This window comes from Pseudomonas sp. IT-P100 (genome assembly GCF_949767185.1).
Classification (GTDB): domain Bacteria; phylum Pseudomonadota; class Gammaproteobacteria; order Pseudomonadales; family Pseudomonadaceae; genus Aquipseudomonas; species Aquipseudomonas fluorescens_B.
In genome coordinates this window covers 110,360-126,514 of record NZ_CATKQK010000033.1, presented here as the reverse complement: position 1 = coordinate 126,514, position 16,155 = coordinate 110,360, and the positions used below count along the sequence as shown (strand labels likewise).

Annotated in this window: 8 protein-coding genes and 1 pseudogene; 2 read left to right on the top strand and 7 right to left on the bottom strand. The window is 58.3% G+C overall.

Translation table 11 applies throughout. The annotated features are described in order from the left end of the window. Nucleotide 1: 1 nt before the first annotated feature. The 6 genes and pseudogenes from ACM6IQ_RS21055 to ACM6IQ_RS21030 all read right to left on the bottom strand — a co-directional run bounded on the left by ACM6IQ_RS21055 (nucleotide 2) and on the right by ACM6IQ_RS21030 (nucleotide 9,858). Complete coding sequence (locus ACM6IQ_RS21055; RefSeq protein WP_017338502.1) at nucleotides 2–3,211, bottom strand: efflux RND transporter permease subunit; 3,210 nt, start codon at nucleotides 3,209–3,211, stop codon at nucleotides 2–4. Continuing rightward, complete coding sequence (locus ACM6IQ_RS21050) at nucleotides 3,208–4,296, bottom strand: efflux RND transporter periplasmic adaptor subunit (protein WP_414879864.1); 1,089 nt, start codon at nucleotides 4,294–4,296, stop codon at nucleotides 3,208–3,210. The genes ACM6IQ_RS21055 and ACM6IQ_RS21050 overlap by 4 nt, the downstream gene beginning before the upstream one ends. A 224-nt stretch (nucleotides 4,297–4,520) precedes the next feature. Next, nucleotides 4,521–5,711: a cation:proton antiporter gene (locus tag ACM6IQ_RS21045; protein ID WP_017338504.1), complete on the bottom strand. Its 1,191-nt coding sequence runs from the start codon at nucleotides 5,709–5,711 to the stop codon at nucleotides 4,521–4,523. A 536-nt stretch (nucleotides 5,712–6,247) separates the two neighbouring features. Beyond that, entirely contained in the window at nucleotides 6,248–7,339 is a 1,092-nt protein-coding gene (locus ACM6IQ_RS21040) for a methyl-accepting chemotaxis protein (protein WP_414879863.1), read from the bottom strand. Nucleotides 7,340–7,546: 207 nt separating this feature from the next. Continuing rightward, nucleotides 7,547–7,813, bottom strand: a pseudogene (locus ACM6IQ_RS21035) (PAS domain-containing protein); the annotation flags it as partial. A 365-nt stretch (nucleotides 7,814–8,178) separates the two neighbouring features. Further along, on the bottom strand, nucleotides 8,179–9,858 hold the full coding sequence (locus tag ACM6IQ_RS21030) for an HAD-IIB family hydrolase (protein ID WP_414879729.1): 1,680 nt from the start codon (nucleotides 9,856–9,858) through the stop codon (nucleotides 8,179–8,181). 199 nt (nucleotides 9,859–10,057) lie between these two features. Between ACM6IQ_RS21030 and mgtA the strand changes: the two genes are divergently transcribed. Next, nucleotides 10,058–13,648 carry a magnesium-translocating P-type ATPase gene (mgtA, locus tag ACM6IQ_RS21025; protein ID WP_414879728.1) on the top strand — a complete coding sequence of 1,197 codons (3,591 nt, stop codon included), beginning with the start codon at nucleotides 10,058–10,060 and terminating at the stop codon, nucleotides 13,646–13,648. Between the two features lie 74 nt (nucleotides 13,649–13,722). On the opposite strand, the gene ACM6IQ_RS21020 is transcribed toward mgtA, so the two are convergent. Then, entirely contained in the window at nucleotides 13,723–14,220 is a 498-nt protein-coding gene (locus ACM6IQ_RS21020; RefSeq protein WP_031318860.1) for a BCAM0308 family protein, read from the bottom strand. 301 nt (nucleotides 14,221–14,521) lie between these two features. On the opposite strand from ACM6IQ_RS21020, the gene groL reads away from it, so the two are divergent. Beyond that, complete coding sequence (gene groL / locus ACM6IQ_RS21015) at nucleotides 14,522–16,138, top strand: chaperonin GroEL (RefSeq protein ID WP_017338536.1); 1,617 nt, start codon at nucleotides 14,522–14,524, stop codon at nucleotides 16,136–16,138. Nucleotides 16,139–16,155 lie beyond the last annotated feature (17 nt).

Genomic DNA, 16,155 nt, shown 5'->3' with positions numbered 1-16,155 from the left:
CTCAATCCCCCTCATATTTGTGCAGGGGGGCGCCGCCGGGAATCTCACCGGGCGACGATAGCGCAGGCGGCGGGGATGTCTGTTTGACCGCACCTTTCTTCTCAGTCATGCGTTCAACGAGGTAGTAGAACAGGGGGATAAAGAAGATGGCGATGACGGTCGCCGCCAGCATCCCGCCGATCACACCGGTACCGATGGAGTGTCGGCTGTTCTCGGATGCCCCGACGGCAATGGCCAGCGGAACGCAACCCAAAATGAACGCCAGGGACGTCATCACGATTGGCCGCAAACGCTCCCGGGCGGCCGTCATTGCCGCATCATAGGCAGACATGCCGTTTTCCCGGTTCAGTACCGCAAACTCGAAAATGAGGATGGCGTTCTTGGCGGCCAGGGCTACCAGCATGGTCAAGCCGATCTGGAAGTAGACGTCATTGCTTAACCCGCGGATCAGAACGGCAAGCAGTGCACCGAACAATGCAAAGGGCACCGCCAGCAACACACCGACGGGCAGGGACCATTTCTCGTACTGAGCCGCCAGGATCAGGAACACCATGATCAGGCCGAAGATGAATACTTGAGAGGAGGCACCGCCGCTTTTTTTCTCCTCGAAGGCTTCGCCACTCAAGGCCAGGGCGTAGTCGTTGGTCATGATCTCAGCGCTGATTTCTTCCAGGGCCTTGAGCGCTTGGCCGGAACTGTAGCCCGGTGCCGCGTTGGCGGTGAGTTTGACCGCCGGGAAGTTATTGAAACGGGTCAGCAGATCGGGACCGGTGACGTAGCGGGTGGTCAGCAGGGCTTTGAGCGGCACCATCCCGAGGGTTTTGCTGCGCACATAAATTTGCTGCAAGTCTTCGGCCTTGAGTCGATAGCTCGGTTCGGCCTGCAGAATCACCTGCCACAGGCGGCTGAATTTGTTGAATTGAGACACATAGAGAGAGCCGAACATGGTTTGCATGGTGCTGTAGACGTCTTCCACCGGCACCCCCAGCGTCTCTGCCTTTTCCCGGTCTACGTCGACCAGCAATTGCCTGGAAAACACGTTGAAGGTGGAGGTGATGGCGCCGAGTTCCGGGCGCTGCCTGGCTTTTGCGACAAGGTTGCCGACCATTTCGGCCAGTTGCTCAACGCTCGCGTCGCCCTTGCTTTGCACCCATACCTCCATGCCGCCTGTGGTGCCCAGGCCGGGAATCGACGGCGGATTGACCGGAAGAATGATCCCGCCCTGTACCGTGGAAAAAGCGCGAGCGGCTTTCTGAATCACCGCCGGGGCACTTTGCTCCTTGATCGTTTCCGAGTCCTTGTAGCGCTCCTCGAAATCCTTGAAACCGACGAAGAAGGCGCCGGCATTGTTCTTGTTCTGGCCGTCGAGCAGGCTGTAGCCGTTAACGATGGCGACGCCCTCGACGGCCTCATCGTTCATGAAGAAGTCACTGGCGATTTTGCCCACCTCGCCAGTGCGATCCAGGCTGGCGGCGTCGGGCATGATCACGGCCCCCAGCAGATAACCCTGGTCTTCCGGTGGCAGGAAGGCACTGGGAATGCGCTGCGCCATCAGCAGAATCAGAACGATCATGCCGGCAAAGAGTAACAACGCCAGGACAAAGCGCTTGATCATAAACGCCACCGAGCGCGAGTAGCCTTCGGTCATGCGTTCGAAGCTGCGCTCGAACCAGCGGAAAAAAGCGTTCTTTTCGCCGTGTTGGGGCTTGAGCAGCAGGGCCGCCAGGGCCGGCGAAAGTGTCAAGGCCACAAGGCCGGAGATCACCACGGAAATGGCGATGGTGATCGCGAACTGTTTGTAGAGTTGGCCAGTGATACCTCCCATGAATGCCACCGGGACGAACACCGCGCACAGCACCAGCACGATAGCGACCACGGGGCCGGCCACTTCATCCATGGCGCGTTTCGCCGCGTCCTTGGGGTTCATCTTGTGCACGTGCATATTGCGTTCGACGTTTTCAATCACCACGATGGCGTCGTCCACCACGATGCCGATGGCCAGCACCATGCCAAACAGCGTCAGCATGTTCACCGAAAACCCGAGGGCCGACATGCCGATAAAGGTGCCCACAATGGACACCGGCACGGCGAGCACCGGGATCAGCGTGGCGCGCAAGCTCTGCAGAAAGATGAAAACCACCACGACCACCAACACCAGCGCTTCGAAAAAGGTGTTTATCACTTCGGAAATCGACGCGCGGGTAAACGCAGTGGTGTCCATCACGATTTTGTATTCGATCCCTTCGGGAAAGGTCGTCTTCATTTGCGCCAGGGTTGACGTCACGGCTGCCGAGACGTCGAGTGCGTTTGCCCCCGGTTGTTGATACACCGCAATCAATGTGGCGGGACGCCCCTGATAGGTGCTGCGCAAGGAGTAGTCTTTTTGCCCCAGCTCGGCTCGACCGATGTCCTTCAGGCGAACAATGGCCGCTCCGTCGTTGCTGGCGCGCAAGATGATGTTCTCGAACTCCGCAGGTTCAGTCAGGCGGCCCTTGGTGGTCACGGCAAAGGACTGTTCCACGGCCTGGCCCGTCGGGGATTGACCAACGCGGCCTACGGCGAATTGCTGGTTCTGGTTGGTGACCGCTTTCTGTACGTCGGCGGCAGTAATTCCCAACTGAGCCATTCGGTCGGGTTTGAGCCAGATCCGCATGGCGTAGTCCGGCGTGCCAAAGATACTGGCCTGGTTGGCACCCGGAATACGCTTGATCGCATCCAGAATGTAGAGGTTGGCGTAGTTGGCGACATAGGTGCTGTCATAGCGGTCGCCGGCAGAATACACGGCAAGAACCATCATGAACGCCGAGGATTTCTTCTGCACCTGGATACCCTGGCTCTGAACCGCCGAAGGCAATTGCGGCAGGGCCAGGTTGACCCGGTTTTGCACGTCGACTTGGGCAAGAGAAGGGTCGGTGCCAATCTCGAAGAAGACGTTGAGGGTCATGTTGCCCGTCGCGGAGCTCGACGAGTTCATGTAGATCATGTTGTCGGCGCCGTTGACCTGCTGCTCGATGGGCGCTGCCACATTATTGGCCACGACCTGTGCATCGGCGCCCGGGTAGGTCGCTGAAACCGTAATTTGCGGTGGCGTAATATCCGGATACTGGGCGACCGGCAAATTTACCATCGCCACTGCGCCAGCCAAGGTGATGATGATCGAGATCACTGAAGCGAAGATGGGGCGATCAATGCAGTAGTGTGAAATGCTCATGGGCTACGCCCACTGTCTTTCGCCGATTTGGCCGCTGTCGGTTTCGCTGTTGTCTCGCCTGCCTGCGTGGTGGGAGGAGGGGAAATGATATTCAGCGGCCCTCCGGGCGTCACTCGGATCGCACCGTCGACCACTATGCGTTCACCCGCTTGCAAGCCTTGAGTGATGAACCAGTCATCGCCATGCCAGTCACCCACTTCGACAACGCGTTGCTCTGGCTTGCCCTCAGCATTGATCACCCAGACGAAGTGGCTCTTGGCCCCCTCCAGAACTGCCTTCTGCGGCACCACAATGGCGTTCGGCCTGGAAGCTCCGATTGCCCGCGCCCGTACGAATTGGCCGGGACGCAGTTGACCGTTCGGGTTGGCCACCACGGCGCGGACCAGAAAGGTGCCCGTGTCCTGGCTATAAGAGGGCGCGGCAAAATTCAGGCGACCACGGTCAGGTACCACTGAACCGTCGGCCAGCACCACTTCTACGATAAAATCACTGCGCAGAGGGAATAGGAGGTGGCCGTTAGCAATCTCGTCGCGGAACTTGAGTGTCTCGTTTTCCGAAAGACTGAAGTTGACGTAGATTGGGTCCATCTGTGAGACGGTGGTCAGCAGCCCGGACTCACCTGGTGTGACGTAACTGCCTTCCTGCTTTTTGGCAAAGCTTGAAAGACCGGTGAGGGGAGAGGCGATGGTGGTGTAACTGAGGTTCAATTGCTCGGTTCGAACCGTACCCTCGGCGGCAAGCACGGCGGCCCGGGTCTGACGTTCATCGCCGACGGCATTGTCCAGATCCATCTTGCTGACCGCATTCTGTGCCGCCAGGGGACGGACACGGGCCAATGTGGCCTTGGCCACTTCCCAGCGTGCCTGTTGTTGAGCCAATTGACCCTGCGCCGACAGCAACGAGGCTTCAAAAGGTTTACGGTCCATCTGGAACAGCGTTTGCCCGCTTTTCACCAAATCGCCTTCGGTGTACAGCCGCTTTTCCAGGAAGCCGGCAACCCGGGCGCGGATCTCTACCTCGCGGGAACTCTGTGTTTGGGCAACGAATTCGAACGTCACCGGGGTGTCGCGCGTGGTAACCGTCATGACCGTGACATCGGGTGCCTGGCGGGCCAGGGTAGCGGGCTCTTTGCCGCAACCGGCAACCAGGCTCAAGACCCCTGCCATAATGGCGATGGGCAAGCCAACAAGCCGTCTGACAGCCTTCATGTTCTCGCCCATACCCTGCTCCGTGTGATGGCTACTTGAACAGAAGCGTAGCCAATCATCCCAACGCTAGCACCCGTAGAAGGTGGCATTTCTGACAAAAATCAATGATCGCGATTCGCCAACCGTGAGACCCATGGATTGGCACTCAAGCCATGTAGTAGAACACTGAGTAAAACGGTACAGGCCGCAACGGCCACCAAGGTACGGCTGGCTTGCAGAGGGTAGTCCAGGATCATTATGGCGAAGACGATACTTGCCAAGCCTCGCGGGCCGAACCATCCGATGAACAGGCGGGTTTCGAAATCGAAGCCGGTGCCTGCCAGGCTGATGAGCACAGGCAGTATGCGAATCACGGTAAGACTGAGCACTGCATACAGCCAGATGTTCCAGGTGAAACTGCTCCAGGCCCAAGGGATCACCAGTGCGCCGAATACGACCCAGGTTATGACTGACAGCAGACTGGCGAACTCTTCGCTGGCCTTGAGCAACTGATGCTTCTGCTCTGTAAACAAATAGCTGGCGAGCAACCCTCCGACGAACGAAGCGATAAACCCGCTGCCGCCTGATGCTTGCGCTGTGGCAAAGCAAAGAATGGCTAACCCGGGCAGGGTCAATTGTGACCACATGGGTGTTTGCCAACGGTGTTTTCCAGAGTAACGCTGCAACAGCCACGCGCCAAACGTAAGGGCGACACCCGTGATTGCACCGATGCCCAGTTCCTCGATAACCAACTCCAACGCCAGCGAGAGGGGAGATTGAGTCTGCTCTTCGACCAACAGGGCCAGGAACATCAGTAGCACCGGAACGCAGATGCCATCATTCAACCCGCTCTCCACGTTTAAACCTTCACGCACAGACGCAGGAACCTTGGGGTTGCTCACAACAGCCTTGCCCAGCGCAGCATCGGTTGGCGCCAGAAGAGTTGCCAGTATTGCCAGTTCAACCAGGGGGATCTGCGGGAACAGCCAGATACCGACCAGCCAACCGCTTAGCATGGTCAGTGGCAGTCCTATCATCAACAAGCGCAGCGGCAATCCTTCATGCGCTCTTAGAACTTTGAGGTCGGCGTTGGCTGCATCGCTGAAGAGAACAATCGCCAATGTCAGTTCCGCCAGGATTTTGAGGCCGTCCTTGTTAATCCGGGGCTCGAGAATACCCAGATACGCCGGACCGAGAATCAGGCCGGCGAGCATGAACATGAGAGGTCCATTGAGCAGGCGTGACTCGAAACGCCCAGCAAATATGCTGTAGATCAGAAGGAAAGCGGCGAGCAGGGCTAAGTTCTGATACATGGTGACTTGCCTGTCCAGGTTGATGCGGCAGCAATGGCAGCATTGCGATGCTGACGCGGTGTCTAAAGCGCAGAAAGACAGATCATTTCAGATGTTCGGGCTTGACCGAGTCTCCCGATTTCATTCCTGGCTGGACCCTGACATCTTCGAAAATCACCGATCATTGAACCGACTCCAATGCAACCCGTGCGCCTGGCCGTAGTTTTCCGGGAGCTTCAGACATGAGTGACTCGAATGCAGGAGAAGACGTAAAGCAGGTTGAGTTCACTGGTTGTTGTGTCATCTGATTTAAATCAATCTATGACCAGATTCCATTCCTGAACTATTACCAACATCGTGTCTGCCTGGATCTTTAGGCGATACCCGTCGCCATTACCCAGGAACTCCTGACAAAGAATCAGGCCTGCAGGATGATTGAACGGGTCATGAAACAGGCTTAACTCGAAAGCCCTGAAAGGGGGCGGCTCGCCACACCGCCCAAGAAAGTCTGGCGACAGAGCACATTGATCTATGCGCTTGAGTGCCCGACGCGATGGTTATCGGTTAAATCGCTCGACCAACGAGTACTGAGTGTTAGCGGTCTGGGTTAATTCCTTGCTCAGCTCTGCCGAATGCCTGGCTTGTTCCGATGTCTGATCCGCCAAATTGGCAATGGTCGTGATATTGCGGCTGATTTCCTCGGCCACGGCGGTTTGTTCCTCGGTCGCAGCGGCGATCTGGGTGGTCATATCCGTGATGTTCGCGACGGCCTCACTGATACCGACTAATGCCTTATCGGCCTCAAGCACCCACGCCACGCCTTCTTCGGCCTGGCGTTGACCGCTTTCCATGGTTTTCACCGCGTTGTTGGACGAGACCTGCAGCTTGGAAATCAGCCCATGGATTTGCGTCGTGGACTCCGTTGTGCGCTGCGCCAACTGGCGCACTTCATCGGCGACCACCGCAAAGCCTCGGCCCATGTCGCCGGCTCGCGCGGCTTCGATGGCGGCGTTCAGCGCCAGCAGGTTGGTCTGGTCGGCAATGCCCTTGATGACATCGACCACTGTGCCGATGTCATTGCTGTCCTTGGCCAGTTGCGCGACTGTCAGCCCGGTTTCACCCACCACCACCGAGAGGCGCTGAATGGCTTCGCGGGTGTCCCGGGCCACGTCGCGTCCGCGTCCGGTCAACACATTGGCTTCCTGGGTAGCGTCGGCGGTGCGCTGGACGTGGCTGGCGACTTCCTGTGTGGTGGCCGCCATCTGATTGACCGCTGCCGACACCTGCTCGGTCTCGACCCGTTGGCGGTCAAGCCCACGGGAACTGTCGGCGGCGAGGCCGTCGGATCGGCCGGCCAGGCCGGTCAGTTGCTCTGCCGTATCCTGCAGCCGGGTGAGGCACGTCTTGAGCCGGGAGGCCTGACTGACAAACGCCGTTTCAAGGCGTGCCTGGGGGCCACGTTCGTCGCTGTACATTTTGGCCAGCAACGCGTCGCAGGTTGAGGCTTCAGCCATTTCCAGCAGTTGCAGCGCGCCGCGGTTTTGGCGACTCGACACCCACAGCCCGAGCGGCACCGATACGCCGACAGCCAGGATGATCGCCTCTGACATGCCGAGGAACGCGCCGCCCAATGCACCCACCAGGCCCATGGTCAACACCGGCAGCCAGGCGAGCAGGGCGGGTTGCCATTGATCACTGGCCGGGACGGCCGACTTGCCCAGGCTGATGCGTTTATAGAGGGTTTCGGCGCGACGGATCTGCTCGGCCGTCGGCTTGACCCTGACCGACTCGTAGCCCACAACCTCACGCCCCTCGAAAATCGGCGTGACGTAGGCGTTGACCCAGTAGTGGTCGCCGTTTTTCGAGCGGTTCTTGACGATGCCCATCCACGGCTTGCCAAGCTTGAGCGCGCCCCACATATGGGCAAAGACGGCCGAAGGAACGTCGGGGTGACGAACGATGTTTTGAGGCGCGCCGATCAGGTCGGACTTGTTGAAACCGCTGATTTCGACGAAGGCGTCATTGCAGTACGTGATGACGCCCCGCGCATCCGTTGCCGAGATGAGTTTTTGTTGAGGCCCAAGGGTGACCTCGCGCTGTGTAACTGGTTGGTTGTTTCTCATCTGTATTGCTCCTATGCCCTAACGTAGGGGCATCGGCTGCAATATGAGAAAGGTTAATGAGTCATTCCAAAAGGGGCGGTCATACGTCCGAAAAGGAAAGTGTGGATCTTTGAAGTGACAGCACGGCTCGGAGTTAACTTCCCGGCAGGACATCGAAACGGCCCCTCGACGAAGGTGCCATTGCAGCACGTGATGATGCCTCGCTCATCCATTGGTATCTCCGCAGCAAAACGGTCGCGACAGCATCTGAGTGACCGCCAGTGCTGCGGGGCTGCCGATGCGGGGAAAAATACGTCCCGCGGGGTGAAATTCATCGCGTTCCGATGCCGTTGGGCTTGAACTCCGGGCAGTTCAGCCGTGATTTCCTAGAGGTGATAGCGCGATTGCACAAGTCGCGTGATCTGTTCCAGCGCATTCTTGGGGGCCAGGGTCCTGTCTGTTTCAATAAGGTGTGTCTTGTTGGCAAGCACATCGTCCCGGATCACCTTGCGGAACCAATTGGAAAAATCCCCGGCATCCATGTGTTCGCGAAGGGTGAGGTCCGCAAGTTGCGATGACGAGGACAAAAACTCCGTCAGGTTCGAGGCACTTTGGCCAAGCGTAGGAAAGTGGAATGAATGCCATGCGCCGACATCCCCGGCGACGTACTTGCCGCTGTGCCGATGGTGCTTTTGATTGGGCTGCACCTGATCGAGCAGGAACACCTCATCGCCTTCGCGAAGGTTCCAGATACAGGCATGTTCGAGGCCTGGCAAACGTTCTGGAAACTCGGGGCTGCTGCGCTGCATGCGTTTGGCGAACTGTTCGGCCAGTTCCCTGGCCGTACTGCCGAGTGTCACCAGCACGTCTACCCCCTCAAGCAGGGCCGGGCAGACTTGATCGAAGTCGGGGGCGACGATGATTGCACCGATGTTTCCGAGAAAACCGGGCGGCCAATCGGCACAGTGGGGGAGCATGTAATGAGCTTCGTCCACGATCAACCAGTAGGGCCGGCCCGAAGCACTGCGAAGATGCTGGATAAAGGGCAGTAGCTCGCCGAACAGTTGCACACGTGCTGCCAGATCCAGAGCTAGGGCGCTCACCACCACATTGAGCTGCGCCTGTAAAAGGTGATGGACCGACTCCTCTGTCGTCGGTGGGACGGTCAGGCCACCCACCGTTACCGCATCGTCCAGGGTCAGATAATCCCCCTCGGGATCAATGATGCAAAATCCCTGGTGAGCCTCGACCATCCGTTCTGTCAGCCAGGTGATGTAGCTGGATTTGCCAGAACCCGAATTTCCAACGACCAGCATCACCGATTCTGGAGGAAGCCATACCTCCCGCGCATTGGTGGTCCGGCCCAGCTGGATCCCGGTGCGCGCGACGGGAACCAGCCTGGCGTCTTTTTCCAGCAGCATGCCCACCAATTCACAAACCCCTCGACCATGATCTTGGCTGAGGCACAGGTCAGCGCTGGACTTTATAGACTCGATGGCATTGCTCACAGCGGCGGCGCAGCCACAGATCGATAGAAAGGAGTGGTCGTTTTCTGCATCGCCTACGCCCACCACGTTCAGCTCGCAAATGCCGAGTCTTCGCAAAGCGGCACTCAGGCCCGACGCCTTGTTCACACACGAGGGCAAGACCATGATCGCATCCTTGTTGAAGGTCATCTGCAGTTCAAGGCCGAGCTCGCGAATGCTGTTGCTCACCGTGTTCTCGAACGGGTGCCATGTGGCGATGACCGACCGGCCGATCGACAACGGCGCGACGCCATGGTCGCGCAGGCGGCTAACCAACTCCGTCGAAGCCGGATCTGCGATGAGCTCCTCGGTGTCTGTGAGCGGGTCGTACAAGAGCGCGCCGTTTTCTGCGACCACCATGTCAAACAGTTCCAGGTGTGGAAAATGATGCTTGAGCGCTTGCAATTCCCGGCCTGTAATCAGCAATAACTTGCGACCGCTGTTTTTAAGGGTTGTGAGCGAGGCACAGACCTCTGGTGGAACGCTACCGTTTTCGGCAATGGTTCCGTCAAAGTCCACCGCCAGGGCTAAGAAGTGCATGCTCGCTCCTATACAGGCCTGGTTGGGTCGGTCCTCGTCCAGCCTGAATTTGATGGGGGCAACGTGGCAGGCAGAGGAAGGTCAAAGCGGTTTTCATCATCGTGCTCGTGGGAAAGCGGGTGTGCTTGACTTGAATCAAACAAAACCACCACTGCCGGACCAGAATCCAGTTGTCTGCTGAACAGCTCAGGGGTATGGCATGCCCGTTAAACCGCCCATCCCGGATTTCACTCCCCCGCCAGTTGTTGAAGGCCAGCATTACAATCGCACTGCACTGTGGGGGGCGTGGCTGCTGGGTGCGGCGATCTGTGCGATGGTCGTTGGCGTCGCGCTGCATTTCACTGATCTCGAATCGTTCACGCAATTGCTGATGGAGGCAGAGCCGCTGTGGCTCGTGGGAGCCCTTGGGCTGCAAGCGCTCACATATCTGGCACAGGGACAGGTTTTTCGCGTGGTGCTCAAAGCAAGAGCGCAACACCTTTCGCTTTGGGACGCGGGCAAACTCAGCGTGATGAAGCTGTTTGTCGATCAAGCACTGCCGTCCTCCGGCATCAGTGGGGCCTTCGCGGTCGTCGCATCCTTCGCAAGACTCGGGTTCGAAAAGCCGGTTGTCCTGGCGTGTCTGGTGCTGGATTTGTCCGGGTACTTCCTGGCCTATGGATTGTCAGTCGGCGTGGCGTTGCCGGTGGTGATGTTTCAGGGACATGCAACTGCCGCCGTCATGACCCTGTGTTCAGTATTTGTGGCGGCAAGCCTGATGTTGGCGGTCATCACGCCAAAACTGGCGGGCAATACGAACCTGGCGTCCCATGTGCCGGGACAGCGTTTTTCGATTGTCGCCAAAGGCGTTTCGTTTCTCACCGGGGCTGATCGGCAGTTAGTACGCAGCCGCACCTTGCTCTGGCGCATCACGCTGCTGAAGTTGGCGATTATCATGCTGGACAGCGCGACATTGTGGGTGCTGGTCCGCGCACTGGGTGTTTCGGCGCCGCCATTGGGGCTGTTTGCCGGTTTCATGCTCGCCAGCGTATTGCGCAGTATCGGCATTGTGCCGGGAGGCCTGGGGGCTTTTGAAGCCGCGGCCGTCGTGACGTTGCACTGGGTCGGGGTGAACATTGCGGTGGCGCTGTCCGCCACGTTGCTGTTTCGCGGCCTGACGTTCTGGTTACCGATGTTGCCAGGCCTTTGGCTGGCGCATCGCGAATGGCATCCGCCGGCAAAAAAAAACGCGGAGTATGCTGATGCCGATTATTGGAGCCTTGCGGTCAGCCAGTTGCTCGGCACGTTGCACAGCGCCGAAACAGGGTTAAGCAGTGCACAAGCCAAATCCCGAATGCGCAGTGCACGAACGCAGGCCAAGGATCGGCCTCAGGGATTGGCCAGGTTGGTGCTTGAGCAAATGCGCACGCCGCTGGTTCTGATTCTGGTTGCAGGCGCATTGGTCGCTTTGGCGGTAGGAGACTGGCTAGATGCAGCGATCGTCTGGTGCATTGTCCTGATCAGCGCGGTACTCAGCGCCTGGTATGAAAATCGCGCCAGCACGGCAGTGGAACAGTTACGCAACAAAATCGCTTTGCGGGCTACGGTACGCCGAGACGGCCGGATCGTTGAGGTGGCCGCCGCAGAAGTGGTGCCCGGTGACGTCATGCTGCTCAGCGCGGGCAGCCTCATCGCCGCTGACGGCCGCCTGCTGCAGGCCCTCGATTGCTTTGTCAGTGAAAGCCTGCTGACCGGCGAAACCTTTCCGGTGGAGAAACTGCCCGGGGAATGCGCAGCCGACGCTGCCCTGGGACAGCGCCATAACTGCGTGTTCATGGGCACCTCGGTGCGCAGCGGCACGGCCGAAGTGCTCGTCACGCGCTATGCCGATGAAAGCGAAATCGGCCACATCGCCAGGACCTTGTCGCTACGGCCTCCCGAAACCGAATTTGAGCGCGGTTTGCGGCATTTCGGTGGCTTGCTGCTGCGGGTGATGCTGGTGATCACGATCGTGGTGTTCGGCATCAATATTCTGCTGCACCGTCCGACCCTCGATACCCTGTTGTTCGCCATTGCATTGTCTATCGGGATGTCACCCGAATTACTGCCCGCGATCCTCAGTATCACGCTGGCAAAAGGTGCTCAGCGCATGGCGGCCAAAGGGGTCATCGTTCGGCACCTCAACGCCATCGAGAACCTGGGCGCGATGGACATTCTGTGCACTGACAAGACGGGCACGCTGACCCGGGGTGTCGTGGTGCTGGACGGTGCAATGGACGTCGATGGCACCGCCGACTCGCAGATACTGCAGTTGGCGGTGCTCAATGCGAGCTTGCAGACCGGTATGCGCAACGCGATGGACGACGCCATTACCCTGGCGGGCAAAAGCCTGAGCCCTTGTCCGCAGGTCATCAAGCGCGATGAAGTCCCGTATGACTTTGTGCGCAAGCGCCTGAGCGTGGTGGTGGGCAATGCGCCTGAGGCCGACACGCTGATGGTCACCAAAGGGGCGCTGGATAATGTGCTGGAGGTCTGCACTCAACTGCGACGAGGCGACCAGGTATTCGCACTCAATGACACGGAGCGAGCGGCAATTGTCCAGCGTTTCGCAGACTGGAGCGAGCAGGGGTTTCGAGTCCTGGGCCTTGCCAGTCGCGTGCTGCCGGATCAACCGCACTATGGCCGCAGTGAAGAAAGGGACATGATCTTTCGTGGTTTTCTGTTGTTCTTCGATCCACCGGAACCCGGGGTCAAGGACACTATCGCCACTCTCGACAAGCTCGGGGTGCAAGTGAAAATCATCAGCGGCGACAGCTATCTGGTCGCGCGCCATGTAGGCCAGGCGGTGGGCCTGCCTGTGGAGCGAATCATCACCGGCGCCGAGCTCTCGACGATGAAAGACGAAGCGCTGATGCACCTGGCCCCACTGACGACCCTGTTCGCCGAGGTCGACCCCAACCAGAAAGAGCGCATCATCCGGGCGTTGCAGAAGACCGGGCATGTGGTCGGGTACATGGGGGATGGCATCAACGATGCCCCGGCCCTGCAAGTGGCCGATATCGGGATCTCGGTAGACAACGCCGCCGACGTGGCAAAGCAGGCGGCAGACTTCGTGTTGCTGGAGCACAATTTGGACGTCTTGCGCGAAGGCATCGAAGAGGGTCGGCATACCTTTGCCAACACCCTCAAATACATTTCAATCGTGTCCAGTGCCAACTTCGGCAATATGATCAGCATGGCCCTGGCTTCTCTGGCGTTACCCTTCCTGCCACTGCTGGCCAAGCAAATATTGCTCAACAATCTATTGTCTGACATTCCTTCCATGGGGATTGCCAACGACAACGTTGATCGCGAATGGGAAAGCACCCCTCATCGCTGGAATATCACCGAAATCCGCAACTTCATGGTGGTTTTCGGGCTGGTGAGCTCGCTGTTCGACATGCTGACGTTTGTAGCCCTTTACCTGCTCGCAGAGAGGGTTCCCGAAGTGTTCCGCAGCGGTTGGTTCGTTGAGTCACTGTTGACTCAACTGCTGACGATCTTCATCGTGCGGACGTACAGGCCGTTTTACCAAAGCCGCCCGGCGAAACTGCTGATGATCAGTGCGTTGTGCATCGGCCTGCTCGCAATCGGGCTACCGTACAGTCCGGTAGCCCCTTGGTTCGGCTTGGTGCCTTTGCCATTCCACATCATCGCTGTGGTGTTGGCAATCAGCGTGGTGTACCTGGTTTCAGCTGAATGTGTGAAGCGCATTTTCTACCGTCGTCAGCGCTCCAAACGCCATCACACATCCCATCGTCGTCATGCTTGAGCCAGGTGTTTGCCGACCTTTTCGTCACGATGGGGAAGGCATGGGCCCACGGGCTCGTTCCACTGCGCCCGGCTTTATTCGTCACGTCTCCACTTGACGCTCAGGCCATACTCATCATCGCCATACTGGTAATCAGCGTTCCCTTTGTACGCGGCTTCCAGAGCATGGCCCAGGCGATTCGCGAGATGGATGCCGGTCGTGGTCACGATCAGGTCATCCCCAGAATCGGCCAGGTTGATGATGCGCTCGAGGGCATGATCGACCTTTTCCTTTTTTTCAGTGTTTTCGATCAGGTGGATGATTTCATTTCGATGCTTGAGCAAGAAGCTGCCCGATAGCGTAACCGTACCCGCTGGCATGTTGTCATCGATGCGTCGGCACGCCGGGCAGGTCACTGCTTGCGCCCCAGGAATGATCGTGTTTTCGGGGTGTTTCCAGGTCCAGTTACCGGCTTGATAGACCGCGTCGCATTGCGTGCAGATGGCTGAACCTTCAACCCGCGGCAACTTGTAGGGATCGTGGGTGGATGTTTTGAACAGCTTGCTTTTCTGACTTTGCTGAAACTTGTCCATGGTTTCCTCCTCGCACATGAGATGGAAAAACTCCATCTATAACCGTGACTGAAAAACCGTTCCTTCCTCTTCAGCCCGCTGAACACACCTTGGTTTTCACACCTCCATTTGGTCCCGGTTTCTTGCTGCGCGAATTGATCTTTGTCAATTCAGGGGCGGCAGCTGACAGCCGGTCACCTTTGAAACACAGGGAGGGCTCGATGGCGTTGGGATTTTGTTGATAAAAGTCAACGTCACACGAGCCAGTTCATAGACGCTGCAAAAACGCACTTGTTGTAAAACCGGCCGGGAGAGCATCCTGATGGCTCACACTAAAATCATGTTTCGTGCTGCAGCTCGCGAGAAAATCCTGAGTGGCGCCACACAGTTGGCGGACGCCGTACGGGTGACGCTGGGCCCGAAATCAAAATCGGTACTGATCCAGAATAAATGGGGCAATCCCACGGTCTGCAATGATGGCGTGACGATCGCCAAACGCATTGATCTGCTCGACCCCGAGGAAAACCTGGGCGCGCAAATGCTGCGTCAGGCGGCCGAACGCACAGGCGATGCGGTCGGGGACGGGACCAGTACGTCAACGGTGCTCGCCCATGCAATCCTGGCCGATGGCATCCGCAACGTCGTCGCGGGTGCCAGTGCGATCGACCTCAAGCGTGGCCTGGATCGCGGACTGTTGTTGGTCGTCGAATCCCTCGCCGCTCAATCGCGACCGGTCAGCACGCTCAAGGAAAAGGCCCAGGTCGCCACGCTGTCGGCGCATAACGATGCCGTCATCGGTCAGTTGGTGGCAGACGCCCTGGAAAAGGTCGGCGTTGAAGGCGTTGTCAGTGTCGAGGAGTCCAAGACCACCGAAACAGTGGTCGAGGTCATGGAAGGAATGCGGTTTGACCGAGGCTTTGTTTCACCCTATTTCGTCACTGATGCCGAGAAGATGCAGGTCGAACTCGATGACGCCTGCCTGCTGCTCTGTGACCATAAGATCGGTGCACTCAAAGACTTGCTGCCCTTGCTTGAGCTCGTGGCTAAAAGCGGGCAACCACTGGTTTTGATCGCTGACGATATTGAAGGTGAGGCATTGACCACGCTGGTCGTCAACCAGATACGCGGTGTTCTTCGAGCGGTGGCGATCAAAGCTCCTGGCTTTGGTGATCGGCGCAAGGAAATGCTGCAGGACATGGCCGTTCTGACGGGGGCAACGGTGGTTTCCAACGAACTGGGTGTCACCCTGGAACAGGTGGAACTGAACCAGTTGGGACGTGCACATCGAGTCGTGGTGCAAAAAGACAGCACGGCGCTGATAGGGGGCGCGGGCACACGCGAGGCCATCGAGGCACGTTTGCAGCAGATTCGAACGCAAATAGACAGTACCACCAGCGATTACGACCGTGAAAAGCTTCAGGAACGACTGGCGAGGCTGTCTGGCGGTGTTGCGGTGATCCGGGTCGGGGCGCCTTCCGAAGCCGAAATGAAGGCGCGCAAGGATGCGCTGGATGATGCCATCTCAGCGACCCGGGCAGCGATCGCCGAAGGCATTGTGCCGGGGGGTGGTCTTGCGTTGCTCAAGGCCGTCCCGATTCTCGCGGCCGAAGAGGCCCGTTATGAAGGCGATGCCAGGACCGGCTTGCAGATTCTTCGCCGGGCGCTGGAAGCTCCGGCCAGACTCATCGCTGAAAATTCGGCAGTGGATGCCGGCGTCGTGATTGCGCGCATGCTCGCCGAACCTGGGAACATTGGCTTCGATGCGTCCGCCAATTGCTATGTCGACATGTACGAAGCCGGCATCATCGACCCGACCAAGGTGGTGCGTATTGCCCTCGAAAATGCCGTTTCAGTCGCCAGTATCTTGCTGCTGACCGAGGCGACCATGACTGATATTCCGGAAAAGGAATCACCTGCCCAGCCGTCTTTCCCTGAATGAAAATCCCGTAGCGGACA